We start from the raw sequence: 26,494 nt of genomic DNA, 5'->3' as shown, positions 1-26,494 counted from the left end.
AGCCATGTATGGAATATCGTGGCAGAAAAACTTTGATTGTCGCGTTGTTCTGTCTTTTATCGCTGACAGGGTGTGAAAAATCTGCATTATACAGCAGCTTGACGGAGCAGCAGGCCAATGAGGTGGAGGCCGCTTTATTGCAGGTGAATATTAATGCCGTGAAGGTGCGTGCTGAAAACGGTGAAGACTGGGCAATTAATGTGGAGAGGGATCAGCTGCCGCAGGCAATGGCTGTACTGCGTGAACAGGGATTACCCAGGTTCGACAGTTTGTCCATGGGCGATATTTTCCGAAAGGAAGGCTTTGTGTCATCGCCTATGGAAGAAAAGGCAAGATATCTATATGCCCTGTCACAGGAACTTTCTGCAACACTGATGGAGATCGATGGTGTTGTCTCTGCCAGGGTACACGTTGCCTTGCCGCAGCAGGGATTGCTGGATGAAAAGAAAGATTCGGCCTCCGTTTCTGTGGTGATTATTCAGCAACCTTCTGTCGATCTCAGCATCCATGAGACAGATATCAAGGCCATCATTACAGATGGTGTTGAAGGTGTTGATGATGTGAACCGGGTGACCGTGAAATTCTTCACTCGAAATGGCTATGGTAATTCAATGTCGGCAGCTTCTCAGGTGACAGCGCAGAGGTCATCCAAGAATGTCCTCTGAGTTTCATTGCCTGTCAGATAGTGGATTAGGCTCAGCGCTGGTTCGTCAGTCCTTCCTGGATATGTCCGAAGATTGGTGTGTGGAACCTGGGGATATCTCCAGTAATGCCCTGTCAAAGGAGTTAATTGATCTTGCTAAAGCGGATAAGCGTGGCAGGTATTATCTTGAGAAGGTCATCCTGGAACACTCGTTAATTGGTGCTGACGGTATTTTCAGTACTCCGATGGCTGCTGCCAAGAGTGATGGCACGGAACGGATATCCCCACAGTCCATGGCCGGATGGCTTGCTCAGCCGATGGAGATGATAGGGCCAACGTTGACCCGGATTGGAGCAGGGGTTGTCGCTCCATTGCTACGAGACCAGATAGAGCGGCAGGCGGTTGTGTTTTGGCGTGATCTTCTGGGTGACTCCCTATACACAGATACACTGTCCAGACGTCGGGATGTCAGTTTATTGGATTTAAAAAAAGATCATCATGGTGGTGCTCTAGGGCGGGTTATCGAGCTGAGTCAACGCAGCTCTGACTTGACCAATAATCTGACATTGATTGGGCAGTGTCTGGTTTATACGGGGGCTCAGGAGGTGTGGAGCTACCTGCATCGCCATATGCCTGATTTAAGAGAACGCATGATGTTGCTGATTCCACCCTCGCTATTCCAGAAGAGGTACAAGCCTCAGCTTTCGGATGTGCAACTGGAGGAAATGCTTCTATCTGCTATGAGTGATGCCGCGAACTATCAAAGTCACTCTGAGTCTGAGCATGCTGATAAACCGAGTTTATCCAACCTGGTTAAATGACAACGAACAGGGAGTACTAATGGTCAGACTTATCGATAAAGGTCAATGGCTGGCTGAGATCCAGGGCAGGAGGATTCCTGCAACGGATACAGACAGCTATCTAAGTGCAGCTGAGTTTCTGGAAACTGCTGAACGGATACATTCACAGACATTGCTGGATGCGGAAAGAATCAAAAGTGAAGCCTATGCAAAGGGATATGAATCCGGAATGGAGCAGGCACGTTCACAAGTGTATGAAGGGATGCTTGAGGTGACGAACACTATTCGTGGACATCTGGACAATCAACACCAGCAAATCGTGAAATTATCCTTGGCGATTCTTCAGAAGGTGCTACCCAGATTGTCCTCAGAAGAGACTGTTCTGGGACTGCTTCGCGAAGCATTGGCAGAGCTGCAGGATGAGAGGCAGCTCCAAATTTTTGTCCGTCCGGAACACCTTGAATTCTCAGAACAATGGTTGAGTAAATGGCGTCAGGAACATCCTGATATTTCCCGGCTGGAAGTATTCTCAGATGCAGAGCTTGGGCCTCTCGGGTGTCGTATTGAATCCGAATTTGGAATTTTGGTCGTGGACCCTGTACAGGATATTCAGGATATGACAGCGGACATTCATCGAGACATTCGCCGAAATGGATAGTGATTTTCCAATACTGCAGGAACTGCGTCAGAAAAAAACTGTACGCAGAGTTGGCAAGGTTGCGGAGGCGTTCGGAACGATTCTCAAGGTAACCGGTATTGACGCCAGGATCGGTGATATTTGCGATCTGGTTGATCCGGATTCTCAGCAGACGCTTAAAGCTGAAGTGGTGGGAATACAAGGCCGATACCTGATGCTGGCGCCGATGGGTGTATTGGAAGGTGTTTCCACTCGTATGCAGGTTCACCCCTCCAATCATGGCAACTGGATCGGGGTAGACGAGCGTATGTTGGGAAGGGTGGTCGACGCCTATGGAAATCCGCTTGATGGTGAGTTGCCATTGGAGGGGCTCCATCAAGTTCCTGTCTATAGGGAATCGCCAGATCCACTGAATCGACTTCCTGTGTCTGAGCCTCTGGAAACTGGGGTTAAAGCTTTGGATAGTCTTCTTACCACTGGTTTGGGCCAGCGGGTTGGTATTTTTGCCGTTGCCGGAGGGGGGAAAAGTACCCTTTTGGGCATGTTGGCTCGCGGTGCTGCCTCGGATATTAACGTGATCGTTCTGGTAGGAGAGAGGGGGCGTGAGGTACGGGAGTTCATGGAAGACAGTTTGGGGGATGAAGGCCTCAGACGTTCGATTGTTGTAGTGGCAACCTCCGATCGACCCGCGTTGGAGCGAGCCAGGGCTGCCTGTGTTGGGATGGCTCTGGCGGAGTATTTCAGAGATCAGGGAAAGAAAGTGATGCTGATGATGGACTCGGTCACCCGCTACGCACGGGCGTTAAGGGATGTTGGGCTGTCATTGGGGGAACCTCCTGTTCGAAGAGGTTTTCCCCCTTCCGTATTTTCAATGCTGCCAAGGTTGTTTGAGCGGGCTGGGAATAACGACAAAGGATATATCACCGCTTTCTACACGGTATTGCAGGAAGAAGAACAGGAAGGGGAAGATCCCATTGCGGAGGAAGTTCGCTCACTGTTGGATGGCCATATCATTCTGTCACGCAAACTGGCCGCTGCGGCTCATTATCCGGCAATTGATGTAATGACTAGTGCCAGTAGGGTTTTTGAGAAGGTAACGTCGCCGCAGCATCGTGATAGCGCCAGGCAGATGAGAAAACTGATCGCCAAATACCAGGAACTGGAGTGGTTGATACAACTGGGTGAATATAAAGCGGGTGCTGACCCGGAAGCTGATGAAGCCATTGCCAAGAAAAACCCTATTCGCGACCTGCTGCAACAATCAGCCCATACCTGCCATCCGTTTGAGGAAACGGTAAAGCAGATGGTGGAAATTGTTCAATAAGTTGAATGTGGTTAATGGGTAAAGGTTAAGGGTAAAGAGAAATGTTGACTGTACAGGAGCGAATATTAAGTGTTTCTGTCAAAGAAGGATATGACAACTGATGCATGCCGGCGACGAGCGACGAATGATTCATAATCTGGGGCGTCTTCTCTCACTTTGCCTGAAGCGATTGCAGCAGCTGGAGTCTGAACTCCTGGCTGTCCAGCGAGAGTTCGCTCAATGCGAGGAAAGGCTTCAAAGTGCTACACGAAAATTGAAGGAATGGCAGCAGAGTCGTTCTGCACTTTTGGCAAAGTGGGAAATTTTTACGGGAGAGGCTCCTGACTCTCATCTGGCACAGAAGCGCTCGGCCTACATCGATTCTGTTAATGATCAAGTGAGATACCAACAGCAGGAAGTCAATGAAGCTTTGAATGCAAGGGATGCAACTGGAGTGAGACTGCAGGAAGCAAAAATCCGGCTGAGCAGGCAATCGGCGCGCAAAGATCAGTTGGAAGGGCGAATCAAAGAATTGAAGTTGCAATTAAACAAGCGACAGGTGCGGCGAGGGGACAGTCTCGTAGAAGAGCGGTATTCGCGCAGTTGGAAAATTTAAATCGATGGAAAGCGTATGCGATGTGGCTATACGCAGCTATCAAAATTAACCTGAAGAAACTATGAGTATGGAATTTCGGGCTGACCAAACATCAGATTCCTCTGCTTGGTCAAAACCAGAAGAAACAGGGATCAAGGGTACACGCTACCCCAATCAGCATGATAACCCGGAAGCGTGGCGGTATCAGCAACGCCTCGACTTTGTATCATTGCTTGAAGCAAAGCCTGAACAACCCCAAGGTAAGCGTAATGTGACTCAAGGGGACTCTTCAGCTCGCATAATTAGAGAGAGTAAAGAGAGACCACCTGAGTCTGGATCCGGGGGAACAATTTCCGCAGTTCAGCGGCAAAAAACAATAGAAAAACGGGAACATTCTGTATTGGTTGACCATCCGGGATCAGGCAATGTTGATGGAGAGGAAATAAACAGAGAACCTTTTAAGAATCGACATCTGGACGACGAATACCGGATGTCCAAAGAACCGCTCTCAGTAACAACCGTCCAAGCCCTGATCAACGAGCAGAGTCAGCATTATGTGGTGACTTCGAATGCCACTACTGCCTCTACTATTTCTAGTACCTTGGACAGTACGATTAAGAATGAATCTGTCGGCTGGCAGGGACTTGAAAAAATGTTCGAAGCTCAGGTTGATAAGTTGCTCATTAATGCCCGCCAAACATCTTGGGATCCTACAGAAACTGTTCGTTTGCAGCTGAAAGAACATTTTCTACCTGGTACGACGCTCAGCCTTCAGCAGTGCTCTCCGGGGTGCTGGAGGCTGATGGCCAATTGTAGGCAAGCCGAGATAAGAGACATGCTGCAGAAAGCAATTCCTGGTCTTCAGTCGCGCTTTAAGGATAAGCAGTTAGGTGAGTTGAATATTGTGGAAGTAGTGCTAGATTCTGAGCCGGGAGATGAACTGTGGTAAAGCGTTGGCTGCATCGAATGGAACATGGCATGTCAGGGAGTGGTTGCCGGTTCAAGGCGTCAGGATATTGTTCAATATGGGTCATCCTGATTTTTCTGGTAACGGGGTGTGCTCACACAGTCAAGCAGCCGGAAGGTGATTTTGTCCCCAGAGTATACTCCGAGGCAAAGGGAAGCAGTTTCTGGAGGGATAGAGTTAAATATGCGTTTCCTGCGGACTACGTAAAGATTAAGGATCATAACAGTCGAATCTGGGAGGTCGCCTATCAGGATGTATACTGGGGAAACGACGACCCGGAGGATGCGGACACTATCGTACTGATACACGGGCGTTGTGCCAATATGGGCTACTTCAGCCAGTTGATTCGGGCATTGGCTCTGGAAGGCTTCCGAGTGATTGCCGCCGATCTTCCCAACTATGGTAAGTCTATCCCTGGAAATCTGGAGCAGACAATTCAGAGAAGTTTGCAGAATAGTCGGGAAGTGATTCACCTGTTGCTGGCCAATCATCTGAAAATTGGGAATTTTCATCTCTATGGACACAGCTTGGGAGGGCAATGGGCTGTTGGCTATGCGCTCGATTATCCGCAGAGTGTCGCCAGTCTGATATTGGAGTCGCCCTATGGTCTGGAAGAATACCCATCCGAATTTCGCACGGCAGACGGCCAGGCAATAAAGTTATTTGATCCATCATTGGCTGAAGATTTGAACCAATGGAAGTCTGTCTGGAACTCCCTTGGGCATCTGGAGGCGGAAATGTCTCGGACTGAGGCGGAAATACAGGCATTGCACTACTACAAGAAATTTAATCCTGATAGCGGCGAGCTTGAGGATTCTTCTACAGGTCTGTTTTTAACCCTGAATCAGGACTCTGCTTTTTTTACGGAGTCGAGAGTCCAGAGTGCTGTTGGTAATCTGGCCGAGTATGATCGATTTATCACCACCTGTGTCCGGGACATTTATACAATGGGAGTTGAAACCCGCAAAGAAGATCCGGAAAGTCTGACCAAGCGGCTTAGTCTATTGAGGGTTCCTGTGTTGATGATGTTCGGCTCTAAAGATTCGTTCCTGCCTAACGCGGCTTTGACCGGCCACGCTGATCTGGTCGGGCAGGTGATCAGACCGGTTTATCTCAGACTGAGTGCGGCAGGCTATCCGCCCACAGTGGTTTTCTACCCTGAAAGCGGGCACATACCACATGTGGATGCGGTAGATGAACTCTCCGCTGATGTGGTGTCATTTGTGAAGAGAGGAAAAGTCGAGTCTGATACCGTCAATCCTGCGGCAGCGCTGAGCCATTGATCGGTGGAAGAAGCCTTAAGACAGTGACGTTTAGATCTCATTGTATTTCCTGGCCAGACCTTTAAATTTTTCGACGGGATACTTTTCCCGATTTTTGTCAATTTTGGTGTGGATGGCGGATTCAAGGTCAATGTTGAGTTTGTCCGCCAGACGCAGAAGATATACGGCGACATCTGCCAGTTCATCCGTGACTCTTTGCGCCTTGTCGTGATCGGACATCACTTCTGATGCCTGTTCAAGGGTCAGCCATTGGAACTCTTCCAGGAATTCGGAGCACTCCACTGACATCGCTATTGCCAGGTTTTTGGGATTGTGGAACTGGTCCCAGTCTCTTTCTGTGGCGAACTCGGCAATAATGCTCTGGATCTTTTTAATATCCATGTTTTACTCCTTCAATGCCTTTTTAATCGATAGCTCTGGATTCGACGTGGCGAGCTCAGTCTGAACTAACTTTGCCAGCCATGGTAATGCTTCAGGGTAGTCGTCACAATCAAGAACAAATTCCTGTCCTCGAGCGGCTGCTTTCAGTAACACTCTGTCTTTGAATAACTTCCAGCGCTCAGGATTATGATGATAACTGAGTGGTGACTTACCTGAATCGGGGTACCACCAAGTGGGAAGCTGCCACTGGGTGAGCAGGCTATCGGGGGCGGTAAGGATTCTTTCTTTGCTGGCATACTGAAAGGTGCCCGATCCAGGAAGATTGGGGAATTCTCCTGGTATATTCAGCTTGTTGCTGGCCAGGTAAAGCGTATTATTCGGGTCTTTTCCACGATAAAAGTGTGGGTGATAACGAGCCCAGGGAAGATCAGACTCACCAAGTTCGTCAATCTGCAAGATTTGACCTACCTGCATCCAGCCCCAGATGATATGGCGCTTGGGTTGTTGAGTGTCAAAGTGCCATTGCTTCCGACCAGACGCCTGTCGTTGCTTCGTCGGCTTCTCAGTGCCAGTTGAGTGTTTTCTTCGGTTAGGGAAAACTCGATGGATGGATTGGAAAACCCCAAAGAACAGAAATATATCTCCGACGGATACCCCCTGTTTATGAAGATGTCCTTGTGCCGCTCCGGTCTGTCCCAGTAAAGGGCGCCAGTGGTGACTGCGGGGATAGTGGGTTGATACAAGATCCGGATCCAGGTGAGCGCCGTCTGATTTGGTGAGCTTGCCCTTGGTCAGTTGATTGACCAAGAGCCCGATGTTGTGCTCGTCATGACAAATGTCCTGGTACCGGATCGGAGATAGAGAATCTGGAATCGGAAGGGGAACTAACCGACCATCCGGAAGTATCGGGTTGGGACAACCGCCTGCGGCGGAGTCAAATCCTTTGCGGCTTAAAATAATGCGCATTGGGTGTGGATAAAAAAATAGTTAATTAAATATGGAAGGAAACAATTTAAGTGGCGGAATGCCTGTTGGGTGACAGACTTTCCGACGGAATTTTAAAGCTCAACCTTGTTCAACAAAGCTGCAGGGAACAGCAGATCTGCCAGAGCACCATTGTCTGCAGTTTCCTTGTTGCCCAGCAATTGATCTGCTGTGACGATTTCCCAGGCATCCTGATTGGCCATTAGTTCTCTCAGCAGAATGTTGTTGAGATGGTGTCCCGGTTTATAACACTGCAGTTCTGCCAGCATGTTGTAGCCGCACATACGCAAATCGCCGATCGCGTCCAGAACCTTGTGCCGGACCATTTCGTTGTCATAACGAAGGCCGCCAGGATTTAATACTCGGAACTCGTCAAATACAACGGCATTGTCCAAGCCACCGCCGAGAGCCAGACCTCTCTCATGCAGATATTCGATATCACGCATGAATCCAAAGGTACGGGCACGGCTGACTTCCTGAGTGAAGGTCTCGGAGCTGACATCCAGAATCATATGCTGTTCGCTTTGCTTGATGATCGGATGATTAAAATCGATCCTGGCATCAATGCGGAAACCGTCATACGGCTTTAATACAGCAAACTTATCTTCATGCTCTACCCTGATTTCCCGGGTGACACGGAGAAACTGTTTTGGTGATTCCTGTGTGACCAGGCCTGCTTCCTTGAACAGGAAGACAAACGGCATGGCGCTACCATCCATGATGGCAATTTCTTCACCATCAATGTCGATATACAGGTTATCGATTCCCAACCCACTGATAGCAGACAGGAGATGTTCAACGGTAGATATCTGATATCCCGCTTCGTTGACGAGGCCTGTGTTCAAAGTGGTATGGGCAACGGAATCGGCTTTCAATTGAAATCTCTGGTGGGGATTACAATCAATGCGTGTAAAGACTATGCCGGTATTCACTGGAGCAGGAGTGAATTGCATGTGCACTTTGCGTCCGGAATGAACGCCAACACCTACTACTTGAAAACCTTGTTGAATAGAAATCTGGTTGGGCATTGTCTTTTACGTAGTTTCCTTTTTTGCTGGCAAGAAGCCGCCGCTCCATATGACTGGTATGGTGCAGTTTGGGTATCGACTGGGAAAATGGAGCGCAATTGTAGTGGTTGGTGAAAATTTGTTCTAGTAAAAAAATGTAATCGAGCCGATAGTCCACTTGACTGATTTGCATGAATTGAGCTAGACGAAACTCTCTGTTTCTTTTTTAGGGCTTTTTCTCCAGTTCATTTTGCCATTCCGGGCCCACTTTCTGCTCAATGTAATCCCGTATAAATTGCCTGACCTTTTGCGAGGGAGTCACATCTTCCTGGGCGCAGAGTTTTTCAAATATTGCTTTTTTTCGTGGGTCTATCAGCAGAGTCAGGCGTGCAGTTCTTTGTTCCACGTTCTTGTTCCTACATTAATTTAAGCGTTTTGATATCAATTCAGGTGTTCTGCATGTTAATCAAATTAACATTGAATGAGGTGGTGATGAGAATATAATGCTCATTCAATTATTCTGCAACTTTCCCGGAGTCGTCCAATGAGCCATCGCGCCCACCTGTTCTCCTTACGTATCGGACATGCACTTAGGGAAAGCTGCTTTTCTGAAACCTACAATGTTCAAAGGCTTGCCCGGGATGTCCTGGCCGGTATCACCATCGGAATCATCGCAATTCCTCTGGCCATGGCATTGGCGATTGCCAGTGGCGTCGCTCCACAATATGGGCTTTATACCGCGGCAATCGCCGGCTTTCTCATCGCTCTAACGGGCGGATCCCGCTATAGCATTTCAGGTCCAACCGCGGCTTTTGTGGTGATCCTGTATCCGATAGCCCAAAAATATGGTTTGAGCGGGTTATTGATGGCAACCGTCATGGCAGGTTTGCTGATGATATTGATGGCCTTCCTTCGCCTGGGGCGTTTTATTGAGTACATTCCAGAATCTGTGACCCTGGGGTTCACCGGCGGGATTGCCGTGGTAATAGCCACGCTTCAGATGAAGGATTTTTTTGCCCTTACTATCGAAGAGATGCCGGAGAGTTATCTGGGTAAGGTTGAAGTGCTGGTTTCTGCTTTACCTGATGCGCATTGGTCAGGTGTCTCCGTCGCTATACTGACACTTGCGATCATGCTGATTTGGCCAAAACTGCGTACACCTGTTCCTGCTCATCTCCCGGCGGTGGTTATCGGCAGCCTGGCGGCCTGGGGGCTTAATCAGGCTGGGTTTCCGATAGATACTATCGGATCAAGATTTTATTTCACTTATCTGGATGGAACCCAAGGGCAGGGGATTCCTCCATTTCTTCCTGCATTCGAATGGCCGTGGCTTCAGCCGGGTCCCGGAGGAGAACTATTGGAGTTGAATTGGCAGCTCTTGCGGGATCTGTTACCCGCAGCATTTGCCATCGCGATGCTGGGGGCGATTGAGTCACTGTTATGTGCCATGGTGTTGGATGGCATGACTGGACGCCGTCACAGCGCCAATAGTGAATTGCTTGGGCAAGGGATAGGAAATGTGGTTGCTCCGTTTTTTGGTGGAATAACTGCCACAGCTGCCATTGCCAGATCGGCTGCGAATGTGCGTGCAGCTGCAGAATCACCGGTTGCTGCGATGGTTCATGCATTGGTGGTGTTGCTGGGATTGGTCGCGTTGGCGGGTGTGTTGGCATATTTGCCGATGCCAGCGATGGCGGCCATGCTGTTGATGGTCGCCTGGAATATGAGCGAGGCCCCAAAATCACTGAAGCTGATAAGGACCGCACCCAAAGCTGACATTTGGGTGTTCTTTACCTGTTTCTCGCTCACAGTTCTGTTTGATATGGTGATAGCTATCACTGCCGGTATCATGCTGGCGTCATTTCTGTTTATGAAAGAAATTGCAGAAATGACCAAGATTACTGATATCACCGGGAATTCGCGGATGGTCCCGGTAGCCCTGCCCGAGGGCTGGTCTGTGTATAAGATAACCGGTCCCCTGTTTTTTGCAGCGGCAGACAGAATATTTGGAGAACTGTCTGTGCTAAGTGAGGAAAAGCGGGGGATAGTGCTTTATCTGGATGGGGTGCCGATTCTTGATGCCGGCGGAGTCGCAGCTCTGAGCAAGCTTGTATCAAAGTGTCAGCGGGACAATACAAGGATCGTACTGGCTGACTTTCAGTTTCAGCCACTTAAAACGATAGCCAAGGCCCAAATGAAACCGATCGAGGGAGTGACACAGTATTTCTCAACCTTGCGGGAAGCATTGGATAGTCTGGTGCAATCGGAAGCATCCGAAATGCCAAGCAAATCTTGAGAGGCGATACGACAATGAAACTTGCAGATGCGAAAACCTTGGCCGAAGCAGGAATGTTGGCTGCTGCGGAATTGCTACGAAATCCTTCAGACCATACTCAATGGTTCATTATGATCATCGAGAAAAGTGGAAAGAGTTTTATTATTGCTGATGACGATGATCAGCCAATCGTGACCGACGAACTGGAAGCTCTCTTTTCCCTTCTTAAAGAATTAGGCTTCAGGAAGGCTCAGATTGCTTTTTAGACTCCTCAATCCACCAGAGGAGTCTCACGTCGGTCACTAACGGGCTTATAGCATTTCTTCAAAGATTCGGTCATAGGTACCGTTATTTTTAATGGTAGCGAGACCCTGGTTAAATGCCTTAATGATTTCCTGACCTTTAGGGTGTTTTCGACTGATGATCAGATGGAGATCATTGGTGGACAGTGCATTTTGCGTAAAGGTTATATCGTCTTTCAGGCTCGAAGCCTGTTCCCTGATGATTGACCGCGCAACAATTTCGTCTTCAAGTGCAAGATCGATTTTCTTTTGGGTTAGGCGGAGTAGATTGATATATAACCGACGTGCTTCTTTTCGAGAGAAGCTGTCCGCGGTCATAAAACTCTCCAGATAACCGTACTCCTTAATCGTTCCGATATTCTTTCCGGTCAGGGATTCCAGTCCTTCGTATTCGAACGGATCGTCCACCCGCTTTATAAACACAATACGATTTGAAAGGTAGGGATCTGAGAATATGAACTCTTTATTGCGTTCATCTGTATACCAGGCCCCTGGAACGACGTCGTATTTCAAGTCCGAAACTCCTTGGATGGCTCTGTTCCAAGGCAGCCATTTCATCTGAAATTCATAGCCTTGGGTTTTCAAAGCCTGGCGCACTATTTCTGTCGCCAGTCCTTCTTTTTTCAGATCCCTTCCGATAAACGGTGGCCAGCTGTGTTCCGCACCGACCAGTAATTGTTCAGCGTTTGCCAGAGTTGCAAACAGACTTAGGATAATCAGCAGTATGCGTTTAGCCATGTCCTGTACCTCTGTCATCAGGGCAATGAGACTGGCAAGACTATAAGGTTTCGGGAGATTTGTCGTTAGGCCACCGGGCCAGAGGTCGGTGCTGGATAAAAATTAGTCGGTTGTGGACTGAAACGAAGGGCTGAGTGAGTACTGGTTCACAAATATACGCAGTGTGCTGTCGTGAGAGAGAATACTCCGCCTGGTAATGGCGGAATATTCTCTTTTAGTGTCACTAGAAAAACAGCGTTATACCGGAAGAAATCTCAATATTATGAGTCAGTTGTGATTGTCGGATAAGGTCGCTGGTGAACATATGGTCGCGGAAATCCACATGCCAGGCCAACCAATCCCGGAAGATTATCCTGTAGCCGGTTCCTGCGATGGTGGTGAAGTTATTCTCGCCGCCAAATTCGGTATTGCCGACACCTCCAACCAGATAAATGGCGGAATTGAATGCCAGACGATCGGTGAAGAAAATCTCTCCAGGAAAAGCATTGTATCCGAGAAGAAAGTCGTAGTAGATATATTCCCGGTCGTCTTCGGTCAACAGGCGAACATTACTACCGCTGAGCTCTTCGAATGATGTCAGGCCTGCCGTTGCCAGACCATAATTGGCTTGAATGAAAAAGTCTTCGGTGGCATGAAATGATGCGCTGACCCCATACATTGGCTCGCTGCTGAAGTTGTCGATGCTGAGCATTCCAGCGAAGAGGCCTACTTCAAAGAATTCTGTATCGATGTCAGATTCTTCGATGGTGCGGGTCTTCACTTCCGGAGTTATAACCTGCACTGGCGCAGGCTTGTCTGCATCCGCCGGAGCGTCATCGGCGTTAGCTGCCAACGGAACTCCCATTGCGCACAACAAAGCAAGTTGTATGGCCAATCGGGGGAGAGGGAGGTAAATACCGCATTGTGTTATCTTCCGAGTGAAATAATTCATCAGAAGAAAGTATTGAGTCCAATTTTCCATTCACTTAAACCTGTTGTATCGGAATTTGAAGAAATTGAATACTGCCGATATTCGGCACGGATGAGAAAGTTGCGGCCGATGTAGTATCCTGCTCCGCCGCCGATGGAAAAAGCGTCGGCTTCCTCCGTACCCTGTACGAGCACTTTTTGCCTGGCATCAAATGCAAACTTTGAGGCTCCCAGAGTCAGATAGGGGGTGATATCCCATTGGTGGATCGGCTCAATCAACAGGTTCATGCTGTAGTAGTCACTGGTGACGGAGCGGCTGTATATTTTTCCGGCTTCTAGTTCCAATCCTGCCCAGGTAAGTGGACGATAGCCGAAGGTAAGACTGAAACTTGAGGCCCCCTCAAACTGACCTGCGGTAAATCCTGCCCGCCAACTTGAAGTCAGATATTCTCCATGGGTGACCTCCGGCAGGTCTGCGGGAATTCCGGTGGGCTTCAGAGTGCGTCCGAGCTGCTCGGCTTTTACCCATCCCTCCTGGCCATCAGGCGACATGACCTTATACCAATTGGTCTTGCGCTTCAGAATAACGACCTCTTCGCCTTCTTCTATAACATTGAATATAGGGTAGCCACGACCAGGGGCGGTATGCATCTCAATATAGGGGTCTGCTACTCGAAGAGTGACTGGCTGATCGTTGCCATCGAACAGTGAGTTGAACATTTCATCCGGGTCAAGAAAATCCAGGTCCAGAGCGGAAGCAGATGTTGGAATAATAATGAGAGCCGCAGTTGTCATCACTACCACTCCACACAATCGGCTCTTAAAAAGAGCCAACAGGATTTTAAAAAATGCTATGCCTGGGAACAGTTTCATACAGCTTAATAACCTATTTCAGGCTCTCAGTATGGATTAATCAGGTACCTGGTTTTATTGGCTGTGGAAACATTTTTCTAACTACTGGACTTGCATCGGTTTCGTAGCTCATCTGAGGCCTGAAAAGGCTTCTTCGGCACCATTTTGTATGGAATTAAATCTCTCTCCTGAGATACCTCTGTGTAAAGAAATGTTTCTTTTGTAACAAAATATATCAATAAAAACAGGGTGTTACGTATATGCGTCGCATCCTGCCAAGCAACTTGAGTCCTCTCAAGAATCATTTTTTTAAGTTCAGAAATAGTTCACATAATCAAAAATCCGGAGAGGAAAACGCGAGTCTTTTGGAAAACTCTATGTTAGCGTAATTGGGAAAATAATCCCAAAAGAGTTTGGTTGATACATAAAGCCAATACCACAAGGGCAAGGTCCAAAGAGACCAGAACACCTCAAAGAGAAATTCATTCCTAACGACAGGGCTACCCGGATGAGCCCCAGTCAATTCAAACAGCTATTGGATTAGGCGGGTCAGTTTGCGCCTGATATTCAATGCGCCTGTACAAATTCAGTTGAATTCTACTAGCCGGATGTTGGCAGAGGAGAACTATGGTGGACGGTGTCGTATCCAGACCTGTCGTAATGGGTTTAAGGGCTTTTACCGGCTCGTTAATCAGAATGCTGTTGGCCGGACTTATAAGTCTGTCCGGATTGCATTCGTATGCTGCTGATGCGGAAGAGGGAAGTATTCCGGCCGTCGAGCGAATTATTGAAACCCCGCTCTCAGTGGAGCGCAGCCGGCAGAAAGCTCAACAGGCGGTAAATGAATTGTCCCGTGAGATACAGGAACTTAAACAGTCTGTCGTCGTGCTGAATAAAGACTTGCGTGTAATGGAAGAGGACATGCTGTTTCCTGCCAATACCCGGCTAAACGTATTTCTTTCTTTGGATGTTGGAGAATTCTTCAAGCTTGAAGGTGTCAGGCTGAAAGTCGATAGCCAGGTTGTGGCCAGCTACCTGTACAGCGACCAGGAGAGAATGGCTTTGGCGAAAGGTGGGATGCACAAGCTTCATCTTGGTAATGTCGATACCGGTGAACATACCATTTCTGCGTTTTTTATCGGATCGGGTCCTAACGGACGTGAGTTCAATCGGGGTGCAACACTGAAATTCAATAAGGAATCCGGACCGAAATATCTAGAGCTGCAGGTTGCAGATTCTGAAGCCAAACAACAGCCAGAATTCAGTATCAGGGAATGGTGACAGCATGTGGTACGGTCTGGTCCTTCAACCTAAATCCCTATGCAGAAATTTTGCTGCATGGTGTGTTGCAGCAACGGTATGTATTTCCGGTACGGCCGCGCATGCCCAGGGAGTAAAGGATCTTAAATACGGAGCAATACTTTTCCAGTTTTACCAGCAGAATTATTTCGACACGCTGGTGGAATACGCATACGCCGAGGAGAAAGGAGGAATTTCGGGCCATGGAAATTATCCAGAGCTGCTGAAAGGCGGTGTCAGTCTCTCCTATGGTCTCGATGTACAGGCAGAGGACATCTTTACCCGCGTTGTTGAAGGCAATGTTTCAGAACAGGCGCGAAACCGGGCATGGTTCTACCTGGGGAAAATGCAGTATCTGCGTGGAGATACAAATCGGGCAGCTGCCAACCTTGCCAATATCAACGGTCGCCTTCCAGAAGAAATAGATCCCGAATACCGTTATCTCGCGGCATTGGTGAATATCAAACTGGGTTACTTTAACGTCAGTGACACTATTGTCGATGGTTTTGACGAGAGCAGCTCTTATGCCCCGTATTTTTATTTCAACCTGGGGATCGCCTTTGGTAAACATGCTGAGATAGATCGTTCCGTCAATTCTCTTAAGAAAGTGATCGCTTATAACGGTGCCAGCGAAGAGTTATCCCGCCTGTCAGACCGAGCATACATGGCGTTATCTTTCCTTTATGCACAAAACGATGATCTGGCGGATTCCAAGCTTCAGTTGGAGCAGGTAAAGAGCCATGGCGCCTATTCTAACCGCGGGCTGCTTGGGGCCAGTTGGCTGGCTGTCAATAAAGGGGATTTTAAAGAAGCGCTGGCGCCTTTGAATACTTTGGTGACCAGATCAATAGCCCTGCCCGAAGTGCAGGAAGCCATTCTGTTACGGCCTTATGTGTACGAAAAACTGAACCTGAATGGGCGAGCTGCCATGGGATTTATTGAGGCAGACACTCAATACGGTGATGCACTTGACTGGATCAAGTCAGCACGAGTCAGCCTGAAACAGGCCGATATGATGGAATTGTTCGTTCGTAACCTTGATAAGGTACTCGGGGAGAGTGACTGGTTCGGACAAGCACCATCAGTGTCTCTCAATAAACTCTCGCCATTTCTCGTAGAGTTGATGTCCGATCACAGCTTTCAATCTGTGTTGAAAGATCTGCGGGATCTGTATGCCATTCGCAATAATCTGCGGCAGTGGAAAGCACGGAGAAGTGATTTCGAAGTCATATTGCGCGCTCGTGCGGGAGGCTTAAAAGGCCACCAATCAACTCAGCAGTTCAGTCAAGCTTCTCAACAGGCAGCAGAGGCCAATGCCAAAGCGAAAGCTCTGGCGAATAGAGTATCCAGTCTTTCACCCCAGGATCGTCAAAAGGTTCAATGGGTATTGGATGATCTGAACTATGAGCTGGGCAGGACTCATGCCATGTTGAATGGTGTGAAAGAGTCTGGACCTGTGGCCAAAAGCAGCTATCAGGCTGAGGTTGAAAACCTGATGGCGACAGTGAGTCGTAAGGAGAAGTATGCCAATGATCTGATCGCCAAGCTTGAAAAGGTCATGCTGACTCTGGTTTCGACAGAACTTGATATCCATGAAGAGCGTCTGAAACATTATCAGATAGAAGCCCAGCTGGCGAAGGTGCGCATTCTTGATCGTTCCCTAAAAGATCTTGACGTTTCGGAACCTTCATTGAGCTCTGATGAGGCATCGATGAATACCTCATCTGTCAATGCTGAAAAGGAATCCGGGGAGAGTCAACATGCGATATAGCATACTGGCTCTGTTCGTGGTGCTCAGTGGTTGTGGCCTGATGCAGCAAGAGACCACCATCGGAAAACTCCAGCAAAATAATGACGTTGCCTTAAAGGATATTCCCTTACCGAGAGTCGGGCATGAAGAGGTGAGAAGGGAATATCGCCAGCTGTTGGAGATCGTTGAAGACTCTGGCTTAAAGGAGCAGATTGAACGCAGGATTGCCAGCGTTTATATGATGGAAGGTGATTATCAGCAATTGTTGGGGGTGACACCTTCCGATGACGGCTATTTTTCAGGAGCGATCAACTCTTATAAGGAGGTTATCGAAAAATACCCTGATTCACCTGATAACGCGGAATCATTATATCAGTTAGCCAAGGCCTATGATCTTAACGGTCAGGATCAGCAGGCGCAGAAGGTGTTGTACCGCTTTATTGGGGAATACGCTGAATCACCACGTCTTGCGGAGGTTCATTTCCGTAATGGCGATATTCATTTCCGTCACAAAGAGTATCAAGAGGCTGAAAAGTCTTATCAGGCGGTCATTTCAATTGGGCAGGAATCGGCATTCCTGAACAGCTCCTATTATCTGTTGGGTTGGGTGAGATTCAAGCTGAGCGATTACGACGGTGGCCTGGACGCCTTTGCGGAGGTCCTTGACCGATTGGTACCGGAAGACGGGAAAATTGAAAAGCTGGATACAGTTAACCGTTCACTGGTAGACGATACACTTCGGGTCATGAGTATCAGCCTTGCCTATTCCGGTGGAGCCGAAAAGATTGCGGCAACATTCGCCAAGCGTCCTCAAAGTGCGAAATATACCTGGATACTCTATTCCAGCCTTGGACAGCACTATCTAGAGAAAGAGCGTTATGAGGATTCTGCTTCCTCGTTTCGCGCTTTTGTGACGCAGAACCCCGATTCCGACCGGGCGCCGGAAATGCATGCGGAAATGATCAGGGCTTATGTCGACGGTGAATTCTCTCAGCAGGCGTTGCCAGAAAAAGAAAACTATGTCCGCAATTATGGTATTCGGTCTGATTTCTGGCGCACTAAGTCTGATGATGTTAAAGCGAAAGTGGTGCCCAATCTTAAAACTTATATTGATGAACTGGCACGTCACTACCACGCTAGCGGTCAGCGTCTGAAGCGTGAACTGGCTGACGCAAAAGGGGCTGGAGACGCGGCGGCTAAATCCAGAGAACAGAAGGTCAGTTTCCTGAAAGCCGCAGAATTCTATGGGGAATATATGCAGACTTTCCCCCAGGATCCCAAAGTTCCTGAAATGGTCTACATGCGTGCCGAAGCCGCATTTGACGGGGAAGACTACCCTGCCGCGATAGCTGATTACGAACGCACGGCCTATGAATTACAAAATCCAAAATACGGTGCTGAGGCAGGCTATGCGGCCATAGTGGCCTACCAGAAAGAGGCTGAGCTCATTAAATCCCGCGCGGGCGAAGACAGCGAGCAAATGATGGCCTGGCGCGCGAAGAGTGTTGATAGTCAGTTGCGCTTTGTTCAGACATTCCGCTCGGACGAACGTTCTGCCTCTGTGTTGGCGAATACCTCAGAGCAGCTGTTCAAACTTAAACGCTATGAAAAAGCCCTCGAAGTGGCCACTTCCGTGGTATCCAAAGACGGTAAGGTGGATCCGGAGCTAAACCGTACGGCATATGGCGTCATTGCCCACTGCCAGTATGAATTGAAAAACTACCCGGCTGCCGAGCAGGGGTATCGTGACCAGCTAAGGTTCATCGCCGCCAACAGTAAGGAGTATCGTCAGGTCACAGAGCGAATGGCCGTGACCATTTACAAGCAGGGTGAACTGGAGCTGGCCAATGACAATATGCAGGGAGCGGTTGATCAGTTTCTGCGGATCAAGGCCCAGGCGCCCAATACCGATGTTCGTGTCGTGGCACAGTTTGATGCTGCAACTCATTTGATGACCCTGGAGAATTGGGAAGCTGCATTGGTTGAAATGAACGAACTGCGCAAGCTTTTCCCCCGCCACAAACTGGCTGCCAAGCTGCCCCAAAAGATTGCCTATGCCTATGAGCAGGATGAGCAATGGGAAATGGCGGCGATGGAATATGAAAATATTTACCACAGTAATGCAGCCGCTGATGTCAGGCGTGACGCGCTGTTCCTTGCAGCTGAGCTTAATGAAAAGGCCGGCAAGGAAATGGAGGCTTTAGGGCAATTCAAGAAATGGGCATTTGATTATGAGGAGCCATTCGATACCCGGATGGAGGCTCGCTACCACGTGGCCTATCTGTATAAGAAGAACGACGACCTCAATCGTCATCTGTACTGGCTGCGCCGGGTCATTGACGGACATAACAATGCCGGAAGCAAACAGACAGAACGCTCAAAATGGCTGGCAGCCTGGGCGAATGCCGAATACGGGGACTACTGGCGGACCGAGTTCAATCGTGTCTCACTCCGTGCGCCCCTGAACAAGAGTATTCCACGTAAGAACGAGAAGCTGAAGAACGCTCTGGACCGGTATGAAAAGGCGGCTGAATACGGTGTGCTGGACCAGACGACAAGAGCAACCTTCAATATTGCAGACCTCTATGGCCAGTTTGCCCGCGAGCTGATGGATGCGCCGCGTCCGAAGGGGCTGAGTGCGCTGGAGATGCAGCAGTACGAAATTATTCTGGAAGAGCAGGCCATCCCATTTGAGGATCTGGCCATAGAGATTCATCAAAGCAACATTCAGAGATCCTGGGATGGTTATCTCAACTCATGGGTCGAGAGAAGTTTTGCCGCCATGGCCAAGCTGTCTCCGGCACGGTACAACAAACAGGAGATCCAATTGGCATATGGCGATGGTATCTATTAACACACTACGTCCAATCGGGATCGCCTGTATCGTTTTCATGAGCGGTTGTGCCTCTATGGGCCAACTGCCGGTAACGGATTCAGCGTCCGCTCCTGAGCAACAGAAAAGCAGCACTTCTGCTGTGAATAATGAAGCTTCTGCCGTCAGCAAGCTCGATGTGGATCGAAATCAATCTGGCTTCCTGCCACACCAGGAATATACCCCGGAAGGCAATAAAATTACGTATCAACCTTCCCCAAATCCGTACCTGAAGCAAAACATTCAGATACCCGAGGCTGCCCGAAAAGCGTTCCAGGAAGCCGATCGGAAAATGCAAAAGGGAGAATATCGGAATGCGAGAATTGCTTTCAGGGCAATAACCCGTGAATTCCCAAGTCTCTCCGGACCCTGGGTCAAGCTAGGTCTGATAGCGGATATTCGTGAGGACAAAGCCAAGGCTGAGAAAGCCTTCAAGAAAGCCATCGAAATTAATCCGCTCAATATCAATGCTTATATATCGCTGGCTCTGCACCAGCGGCGGAAAGGGGATTTTGACGGTGCCCATGACTCCTATATGGCGGTATTGAACGTCTGGAAAGACTGTCCGGATGCGCATCTCAACCTGGCCATTCTATACGACCTGTACCTGAACAAGCCTGAATTGGCGCAACCCCATTATGAGGCATACGACTTCCTGATCGGAGGCAAGAGTCAGGAGGTAAAAGACTGGCTTGCCGAGATTCGAAGGCGCACAGGTATAGAAAAGAGTTTTATCGATAATCCGCCACAACGACCTGTGGCTGAGTCCGGAGGAGTTTCCAGTGAAACGGAAGCCAAGCCGGAAACTGAAGAAAAGGGGTGATGCGTGAGAGGAGGTAGGTTATCAGGCGCTCCCGTAGTGGCCGTTTTGTCAGTGGTTCTTCTTACTGGGAAAACCTGCTGGGCGGCTGGGAAAGATAGCGTTGATCTGGAAAGTACATTTGTCGGAGACCGGGAACAGCCTTCGGTCAGTTACTTCATTCCATGGAAGCCGCCGGAAGGCCCGGAGAAGTTATATCGATCCATTACATCAGTATCCGGAAAGGTATTTGAAGTCGTGGATCGGGATATCCATTCAAGGACGATGCAATTTTACAACGAGCTCAAGCTGGAACAACCAGCTGACTCGAATAACTAAAACCAATTAAACGAAAACAACCTTATTCAACCGTTTGTAGTTCGGAGTTACGCCAATGAACTTTTATACAATGATCGTTTCCTTTTTTCAGGAAGGTGGTGCTTTCATGTACCCAATCGCACTGGTACTGATCATCGGATTAGCGATATCAGTTGAGCGCTGGGTATTTCTCAAGCGAGCCTTGTCCGCCAATAAATCCGCCTATAAGCACCTTCACCCACTCGTTAGCCAGAGTCAGTATGATGAGGCAGAGAAGTTTGCCCAGGACAACACGTCCGCTATTGGTCGGTTAATGTCTGTGGCGCTCGATACCATGCGGGCTTCTCCTCGTCGTGATGACATACATGCAGCGATGCAGGAAGGTGTTATGGAAAGTATTCCCCGTTTGTCAAAACGGACCAACTACCTCTCCATCCTGGCGAACGTATCGACCTTGCTGGGGCTGCTGGGAACCATCATCGGTTTGATCGCGGCATTTACCGCGGTGGCCAATGCAGATCCTGCGGACAAGGCAACTCTGTTGTCACAGTCTATCTCGGTTGCCATGAACACGACCGCCTTCGGGTTGATCTCCGCCATTCCTCTATTGCTGATCCACTCTCTGTTGCAAAGCAAAACCATGGAAATCATTGAGAGTATTGAAATGGCAGGTGTGAAATTCCTGAACTCTATAGTCCGTGGGAACCGTTCCGTGGTTGCCACCCGTGAGTCTGACGATTGATCTGTGACGGAGCTTAACCATGTTTTCAAACCGTAGAGAAGAGGAAGAAGCGGATATCGATATCACCGCGTTCATGAACCTGATGATCGTATTGGTGCCGGTACTGCTGATGAGCATGGTGTTCAATCACATCACGATTCTGGAGCTCAATCTACCTGAACTTACGGGGGCTGCCACAGCGAGCGGTGAAGAAAACCGTCAGCTGGAAGTAGTTGTTCGTAAAGCGGAAATTGAAGTGTATTACCCCAGTGGAAATCTGGTGAAAAGCATTCCCAATGTTGAAAAGGAGACCGACGGGGAGGTCGACAGCCGGCACGACTACAAAACCTTGTCTGCTGTTCTGCAGGAGATCAAGAAGCAGTTGGCGGCTAAATCCATCGACAAGCGCGATGCGCTGTTACTGTCTGAGGCTGGTGTGAATTACCAGTCAATTGTCTCCACCATGGATACGCTTCGAATGGCGAAGACCGTAGTGGTGACAGACCTGGTGGATGTGGAGCTTTTCCCCGAAATTTCATTGGGCGATGCACCCAAAAAGAAGGGTAAATCATGAATATTAAACCTGTCTCTTTCAAGCTCCAGGGAGGCCGCCATCCTTTGATGAAACCGGCCAAGCTGAACCTGGTATCGCTGATGGACATATTTACCATTCTGGTGTTCTTCCTGCTGCTCAATTCGGGAAATAACGAGATCCTTAAGGTCAACCGTGATATTGAGCTACCGGAATCCTCCGCAGAACAGCAGCCCGAAGAAACCATCACCGTCATGATTACAGCAGAAGATATTCTGGTTGATGGCCGACCGGTTGCGACAATGGAGGAGGTCACAAGCAGCAATGGTCTGATCAAAGGCCTGATGGATGAACTGAATTATCAGGCATCCAAGCGTGCTGAACTGACGGAAGAAGAAAAGGCCGCCGGTAGAGCCGTGACGATTCTGGGCGATCAGGAAGTTCCCTATGAGATCCTGAAACGTGTCATGTTGAGTTGCGCCAAAGTTAATTACCGGGATCTGTCCATGGCGGTATCCAGAGTTGCATCAAGCAGCACGTAGTTTGAGAGGCTTAGATGACGACATTAGCACTAAATCCATACGAGTTTGCTTTGCCCTGGGAGTCAAGCCAGGACGAAGACGACCGTTTTAAGAAAATTCTCAAGCGGCTGTTGCTGCTGCTTTTGCTCATTGCCTTGTTGTTTCCATGGCTGCCGCTTCCGGAAATTGACCGTGCTGAAAAGGAGCGCGTTCCACCGGCATTGGCCAAAGTATTGATTGAGCAACGCCAGGTGACACCACCGCCTCCCCCTCCCGTTCAGGAAGTTCAGGAGCAGCCTACGGAAAAGGCGCAGGAGAAGCCGGTCACGGCTCCGAAAAAGGAAGTGAAGGCGGCAAAGGAGAAGGTGTCCAAAATGGGAGTGGCTGCGTTTGCCAATGAGCTTTCTTCTCTAAGAAGCTCTGTGAACGTTGCCAAGCTGCAGGCTCAGAATACCAATGTTGAGTCCGGTGCTGCCCAGAAGAGCGCTCGTTCCCTCCTCGGTGCGACTACCGCTACACAAACCAGTGGTGGCGTCAGTAGCTCCGTAATGAACGGAACCGGGTCAGGCACTCAACTCGCCGGTCACTCGACCTCGACGGTGGAAAGCCCTATTGGTGGCGCCGGTGGAGGTGGTGGCAAAGGTGGTGGCTCTCACCGTTCGACGGTGGATGGTGGCCGTGATATGGAATCGATCAGACGGGTCTTTGAGCAGCACAAAGGGGCTATTTACGCGCTGTATAACCGCGCATTGCGTAGTGATCCCAACCTGAAAGGTAAGTTTGTCTTTCATATCGTGATTGAGCCTGATGGAAGTATATCAGCCATCAACCTGGTCAGCAGTCAATTGGGGGACAACAAACTTGAAATCAAACTGCTCGCAAGGATTCAGATGATTTCCTTTGGGGCAGAAGATGTCGCCACAACACCGGTGAACTACAAGTTTGATTTTCTACCAGGTTAAACATCTGACGCTGTATGGACTGTATCAATAAGAAGCAAGAACGGTACGACGATCCCTATGCAGGGACGTCTACCGTTTTTGAGGTGATCTCTAATAAGGGGTGGAGGAGTGTCATGGGCACTTTACTAAAGAAGTGTATGGTCATTACGTGGGTTGGGCTGACCGCCCTGATCCTCAGTGGCTGTGAAGGTGAATTGACCGAAGCAACGGGGATTGCCTCTGACCGTCCATTTGCCTATGTGGTCAGAGATTTTCCGGCTATGGGTGACACCTCATCTCTGAACTTGAGGCCCCCGCTTGATCCCAGAGCTCCTTACCAGTTCAATCCTGGAGCCCGGTTGATGGTCCGTGACAGGATCGCCCTGGACTCGGAAGAGAAGGATGTACTGACCTCCTATTTCGGTGGAGGCTCATATGACGTCAAGGATCTGGATGCTTCTCCTGATGGCGACAAGGTGGTATTTGCTGCGCATGGACCTTCCGGAAATGCGGCACACAGCAGTTGGAATATCTATGAATATAACTTCGCCAGTGGTGGTGTTCGCAGAGTTATTGCAGACAACGAAACGGCGAATCTTGGTAATGATACGAATCCGACATATACCAATGACGGCCGTATTATTTTTTCCTCAGACAGGCAGGTTTCCAAGGGAGATTACCGGGTCTCCGATATCAGGGAATACATTGAGGATTTTGATGAGCCGGCGTCATTACTTCATGTGATGAACTCCAATGGTTCCAATATTGAGCAGATTACTTTTGGGGCATTTCACGATATTGAACCCAGCACGATGGATGATGGTCAGGTGGTCTTCATTCGATTTGGACGCATTTACGAAGTCCTTGAAGACTGTACCCTGGAAAATATCGACGATCCCAATTTCAACACTCATCCCCATGGCGGGGGCTACGGCCAGGGTAATGGGAGCGGGTTTCCCCCAGGACTGGACGAACCTAAAGAATGGACCGTGGATGATAAGTGTGGGGCTTCCATAGAGGGCAGCACAACCACCGAAAGGATTTTTGTTGAGGACGTCTTCAGCCTGTACAGAATCACTCCTAACGGGGGTAATCTGCACCGTTATTTCGGCAGTTTGCATGAAGAGTTTTCTGATGCTTCCTTCATCAACTATATGGATCCTATTCCACTTCCTGATGGTAATCTCATCACCATCATGCGCCATATCTATAATCCGATATACGGTGGCGACGTGGTCAAGATCAATAGCAAGAATTTCTATGCCGTTGACAGGCCTGTTGATGACAGCATTACCGGTGAAGCTGAAGAATCGATGACCCCCGGGCTGGTTAACTTCTACCCCAATCAGGTTTCCCCTAACGGCTGGTACAGCGGGGTGGCTCCATATAACGATGGAACAGGACGCCTGCTGGCCGGTTGGGCTCAGTGCCTTGTGAAAGTGGATGGTTTGACGACCCCATGCCAGGGCTATGCTTCAGAAGAAAACATCAGTGATCCCCAGTATGGAATTTGGGCGGTAGACCCTGGTAGCAATACCCGTTTGCCTGTGGTTAAAGGTCAGGGCCAGGCGTTGTATACCGATATTGCCATAGGGGCATACAATGATCGGGCTCACCCGTATACCGGGGTCAAACTCGATCAATTGCTTGACGATAACTCAGCGGCATTCAGTATTCGCAGTGTGTACGATCGTGATGGCGTGGATATGGCCACGCCGGAAGGCGGGATTGTGACCATGCGCGATCCAAGTTTGACTCGACCGGATGATCGTTCCGAGCGCTTTATTCGGGTATTGGGGAAACGCAGTATCCCCGGCGATCTTGAGCAGGAGGTGTTGAATAATTCGGTGCTGAATCCCACGGACGGTAGTAACACCAAGCTCGGTTTAACACCGATATTGGGTTCAGGCGGCCGTGGTTTGTTCGATGTTCTCTCCTATGCCATGGTTGAACCTGATGGTTCGGCAATGGTGAAAGTGCCCGCGGAAACCAGTTTTGTCTTCGAAGTGGTTAATAAATATGGGAAGCGTGTCGATCTAATCGGCAGATCGGATTACAACTATAACTATCTGGTGAAGCATCCGGCCTCGTTGCTATTGGAGAAGAATGAAGTGCTGACTTGCAACGGCTGCCATGATCCGGAGAACGATATTCCCCATGCCCGTACGGATGTTCAGTTGGCGTCCGCAAACCCTGGAGCCCCGGGTGACGGCATGGCCTTTCCAAACGCCAATCCATTGATTCGTGCGATTAACTGGCAGGATACAATGGCAGAGGCCTTGGTCGACTATTTGGGACAAATTCCAGCGACCTGGGCCAATATTCTGTCGTTTGAGGATTTCTGGAGCGATCCACCGGATGACTCATTGGCCTTCAGTAATACCTATGCTGATTTGACCACACCGGTACCGGTGAATAATTCGACCTGTCTGACGGATTGGAATGCCGATTGTAAGGCGACCATTAACTATCTGGAGCACATCCAGCCGATATGGGATGCCTGTCGTACCATTCCTTCCGGTGATGTGAAATCCTGTACCAGTTGCCATGACAAAGCCGACAATAATCCTCAGGACAAATGTCCGGGAGGTGGTGGTTCCGGTGGTGATTTGCTTCTCGGTGGTGATCCGGCCCCTTGGGACCCGCGTCAGGTGCAGTCCTATGTGGAATTATTCAAACCGGACTACTACCAGAAGAACGTTGATGGCGATTGGATCGAAGTTGATCCGAACACAGACTGCCCAGATGGTGTTGAGGGGGAGCTGACGGTTTTACCGAATCCTGATGTCTGTTTTACCCGTCGATTGATGAGCGCCCGTGGAGCGATCGCCAGCGCTCGTTTCTTCAGCATGTTTGACGATGATCCTGATGATGATGAATACGAAGTGGATGCTTCAAGCAGTAGTGGTGGGGGAAGCACGCCGGAGCATATGGGAATGCTCACCGAGGCGGAACTCAGACTGATTGCAGAGTGGTTGGATAGTGGAGCCCACTACTACAACAACGCCGACAGTTTTGTTCTTCCCTAAGGTTGATGATGCAACCTGATAAGATCAATAACAAAG

General features: G+C 49.2%; 26 protein-coding genes. 19 read left to right on the top strand and 7 right to left on the bottom strand.

From position 1 onward, the window contains the following. Window positions 1–8: 8 nt before the first annotated feature. The 7 genes from sctJ to BTA51_RS05070 all read left to right on the top strand — a co-directional run bounded on the left by sctJ (window position 9) and on the right by BTA51_RS05070 (window position 6,228). Window positions 9–665 carry a type III secretion system inner membrane ring lipoprotein SctJ gene (sctJ, locus tag BTA51_RS05100; protein ID WP_094706340.1) on the top strand — a complete coding sequence of 219 codons (657 nt, stop codon included), beginning with the start codon at window positions 9–11 and terminating at the stop codon, window positions 663–665. Continuing rightward, a complete protein-coding gene (locus BTA51_RS05095) occupies window positions 655–1,464 on the top strand; it encodes a hypothetical protein (RefSeq protein WP_094706339.1) in 810 nt (269 codons plus the stop codon). Before sctJ ends, BTA51_RS05095 begins: the two co-directional genes overlap by 11 nt. Window positions 1,465–1,483: 19 nt before the next feature. Further along, on the top strand, window positions 1,484–2,101 hold the full coding sequence (locus BTA51_RS05090) for a FliH/SctL family protein (protein ID WP_168188068.1): 618 nt from the start codon (window positions 1,484–1,486) through the stop codon (window positions 2,099–2,101). Further along, entirely contained in the window at window positions 2,094–3,404 is a 1,311-nt protein-coding gene (locus tag BTA51_RS05085; protein ID WP_094706337.1) for a FliI/YscN family ATPase, read from the top strand. The genes BTA51_RS05090 and BTA51_RS05085 overlap by 8 nt, the downstream gene beginning before the upstream one ends. Before the next feature lie 100 nt (window positions 3,405–3,504). Beyond that, window positions 3,505–3,999 carry a hypothetical protein gene (locus BTA51_RS05080; RefSeq protein WP_094706336.1) on the top strand — a complete coding sequence of 165 codons (495 nt, stop codon included), beginning with the start codon at window positions 3,505–3,507 and terminating at the stop codon, window positions 3,997–3,999. A gap of 61 nt (window positions 4,000–4,060) precedes the next feature. Then, on the top strand, window positions 4,061–4,927 hold the full coding sequence (locus BTA51_RS05075) for a hypothetical protein (protein ID WP_094706335.1): 867 nt from the start codon (window positions 4,061–4,063) through the stop codon (window positions 4,925–4,927). Next, entirely contained in the window at window positions 4,921–6,228 is a 1,308-nt protein-coding gene (locus BTA51_RS05070) for an alpha/beta fold hydrolase (protein WP_094706334.1), read from the top strand. The genes BTA51_RS05075 and BTA51_RS05070 overlap by 7 nt, the downstream gene beginning before the upstream one ends. 30 nt (window positions 6,229–6,258) lie before the next feature. Here the strand turns inward: BTA51_RS05070 and BTA51_RS05065 are convergent, their stop codons facing one another. From BTA51_RS05065 to BTA51_RS05050, 4 genes are all read right to left on the bottom strand, one after another. Continuing rightward, the gene (locus tag BTA51_RS05065) at window positions 6,259–6,609 is read right to left on the bottom strand and encodes a nucleotide pyrophosphohydrolase (RefSeq protein ID WP_094706333.1); all 351 of its coding nucleotides are present in this window, start codon (window positions 6,607–6,609) and stop codon (window positions 6,259–6,261) included. Window positions 6,610–6,612: 3 nt separating this feature from the next. Further along, window positions 6,613–7,575 (bottom strand): hypothetical protein, encoded by a 963-nt coding sequence (locus tag BTA51_RS05060; protein ID WP_094706332.1) that lies wholly within the window; start codon window positions 7,573–7,575, stop codon window positions 6,613–6,615. 92 nt (window positions 7,576–7,667) lie between these two features. Then, a complete protein-coding gene (gene lpxC, locus BTA51_RS05055; RefSeq protein WP_094706331.1) occupies window positions 7,668–8,621 on the bottom strand; it encodes a UDP-3-O-acyl-N-acetylglucosamine deacetylase in 954 nt (317 codons plus the stop codon). A gap of 205 nt (window positions 8,622–8,826) precedes the next feature. Continuing rightward, window positions 8,827–9,006 carry a CopG family transcriptional regulator gene (locus BTA51_RS05050; RefSeq protein ID WP_094706330.1) on the bottom strand — a complete coding sequence of 60 codons (180 nt, stop codon included), beginning with the start codon at window positions 9,004–9,006 and terminating at the stop codon, window positions 8,827–8,829. Window positions 9,007–9,144: 138 nt separating this feature from the next. On the opposite strand from BTA51_RS05050, the gene dauA reads away from it, so the two are divergent. Together dauA and BTA51_RS05040 are read left to right on the top strand one after the other, a co-directional pair. Next, entirely contained in the window at window positions 9,145–10,896 is a 1,752-nt protein-coding gene (gene dauA, locus BTA51_RS05045; RefSeq protein ID WP_094706329.1) for a C4-dicarboxylic acid transporter DauA, read from the top strand. A gap of 14 nt (window positions 10,897–10,910) precedes the next feature. Beyond that, window positions 10,911–11,141: a hypothetical protein gene (locus BTA51_RS05040; protein WP_094706328.1), complete on the top strand. Its 231-nt coding sequence runs from the start codon at window positions 10,911–10,913 to the stop codon at window positions 11,139–11,141. 45 nt (window positions 11,142–11,186) lie between these two features. Here the strand turns inward: BTA51_RS05040 and BTA51_RS05035 are convergent, their stop codons facing one another. From BTA51_RS05035 to BTA51_RS05025, 3 genes are all read right to left on the bottom strand, one after another. After that, on the bottom strand, window positions 11,187–11,915 hold the full coding sequence (locus BTA51_RS05035; RefSeq protein ID WP_168188067.1) for an ABC transporter substrate-binding protein: 729 nt from the start codon (window positions 11,913–11,915) through the stop codon (window positions 11,187–11,189). Between the two features lie 223 nt (window positions 11,916–12,138). Next, a complete protein-coding gene (locus tag BTA51_RS05030) occupies window positions 12,139–12,876 on the bottom strand; it encodes an outer membrane beta-barrel domain-containing protein (RefSeq protein WP_094706326.1) in 738 nt (245 codons plus the stop codon). Continuing rightward, complete coding sequence (locus BTA51_RS05025; protein ID WP_168188066.1) at window positions 12,846–13,619, bottom strand: SH3 domain-containing protein; 774 nt, start codon at window positions 13,617–13,619, stop codon at window positions 12,846–12,848. Before BTA51_RS05025 ends, BTA51_RS05030 begins: the two co-directional genes overlap by 31 nt. Before the next feature lie 684 nt (window positions 13,620–14,303). Here BTA51_RS05025 and BTA51_RS05020 point away from each other — a divergent pair. The 10 genes from BTA51_RS05020 to BTA51_RS04975 all read left to right on the top strand — a co-directional run bounded on the left by BTA51_RS05020 (window position 14,304) and on the right by BTA51_RS04975 (window position 26,458). Continuing rightward, window positions 14,304–14,957, top strand: coding sequence for an AraC family transcriptional regulator (locus BTA51_RS05020; RefSeq protein WP_246840927.1), 654 nt, complete (start codon window positions 14,304–14,306; stop codon window positions 14,955–14,957). Window positions 14,958–14,961: 4 nt separating this feature from the next. Next, the gene (locus BTA51_RS05015) at window positions 14,962–16,746 is read left to right on the top strand and encodes a lipopolysaccharide assembly protein LapB (protein ID WP_094706324.1); all 1,785 of its coding nucleotides are present in this window, start codon (window positions 14,962–14,964) and stop codon (window positions 16,744–16,746) included. Continuing rightward, window positions 16,736–19,579 (top strand): tetratricopeptide repeat protein, encoded by a 2,844-nt coding sequence (locus BTA51_RS05010; RefSeq protein WP_168188065.1) that lies wholly within the window; start codon window positions 16,736–16,738, stop codon window positions 19,577–19,579. Before BTA51_RS05015 ends, BTA51_RS05010 begins: the two co-directional genes overlap by 11 nt. Beyond that, window positions 19,560–20,420, top strand: a complete 861-nt coding sequence (locus BTA51_RS05005; protein WP_168188064.1) for a tetratricopeptide repeat protein — start codon at window positions 19,560–19,562, stop codon at window positions 20,418–20,420. Before BTA51_RS05010 ends, BTA51_RS05005 begins: the two co-directional genes overlap by 20 nt. Before the next feature lie 36 nt (window positions 20,421–20,456). Beyond that, window positions 20,457–20,735 (top strand): hypothetical protein, encoded by a 279-nt coding sequence (locus BTA51_RS05000; protein WP_094706321.1) that lies wholly within the window; start codon window positions 20,457–20,459, stop codon window positions 20,733–20,735. A gap of 55 nt (window positions 20,736–20,790) precedes the next feature. Then, window positions 20,791–21,456, top strand: a complete 666-nt coding sequence (locus tag BTA51_RS04995; protein ID WP_094706320.1) for a MotA/TolQ/ExbB proton channel family protein — start codon at window positions 20,791–20,793, stop codon at window positions 21,454–21,456. A 19-nt stretch (window positions 21,457–21,475) separates the two neighbouring features. Next, window positions 21,476–22,009: a biopolymer transporter ExbD gene (locus tag BTA51_RS04990; RefSeq protein ID WP_094706319.1), complete on the top strand. Its 534-nt coding sequence runs from the start codon at window positions 21,476–21,478 to the stop codon at window positions 22,007–22,009. Then, window positions 22,006–22,509: a biopolymer transporter ExbD gene (locus tag BTA51_RS04985; protein ID WP_094706318.1), complete on the top strand. Its 504-nt coding sequence runs from the start codon at window positions 22,006–22,008 to the stop codon at window positions 22,507–22,509. The genes BTA51_RS04990 and BTA51_RS04985 overlap by 4 nt, the downstream gene beginning before the upstream one ends. Before the next feature lie 14 nt (window positions 22,510–22,523). Next, window positions 22,524–23,450 (top strand): AgmX/PglI C-terminal domain-containing protein, encoded by a 927-nt coding sequence (locus tag BTA51_RS04980; protein ID WP_094706317.1) that lies wholly within the window; start codon window positions 22,524–22,526, stop codon window positions 23,448–23,450. A gap of 113 nt (window positions 23,451–23,563) precedes the next feature. Next, window positions 23,564–26,458, top strand: a complete 2,895-nt coding sequence (locus BTA51_RS04975; protein ID WP_168188063.1) for a PD40 domain-containing protein — start codon at window positions 23,564–23,566, stop codon at window positions 26,456–26,458. Window positions 26,459–26,494: the final 36 nt, after the last annotated feature.

Origin of the sequence: Hahella sp. CCB-MM4, assembly GCF_002260525.1 — a bacterium.
In the GTDB taxonomy this organism is placed as follows: Bacteria; Pseudomonadota; Gammaproteobacteria; order Pseudomonadales; family Oleiphilaceae; genus Hahella.
This window is presented reverse-complemented; position numbering and strand designations above follow the sequence as displayed.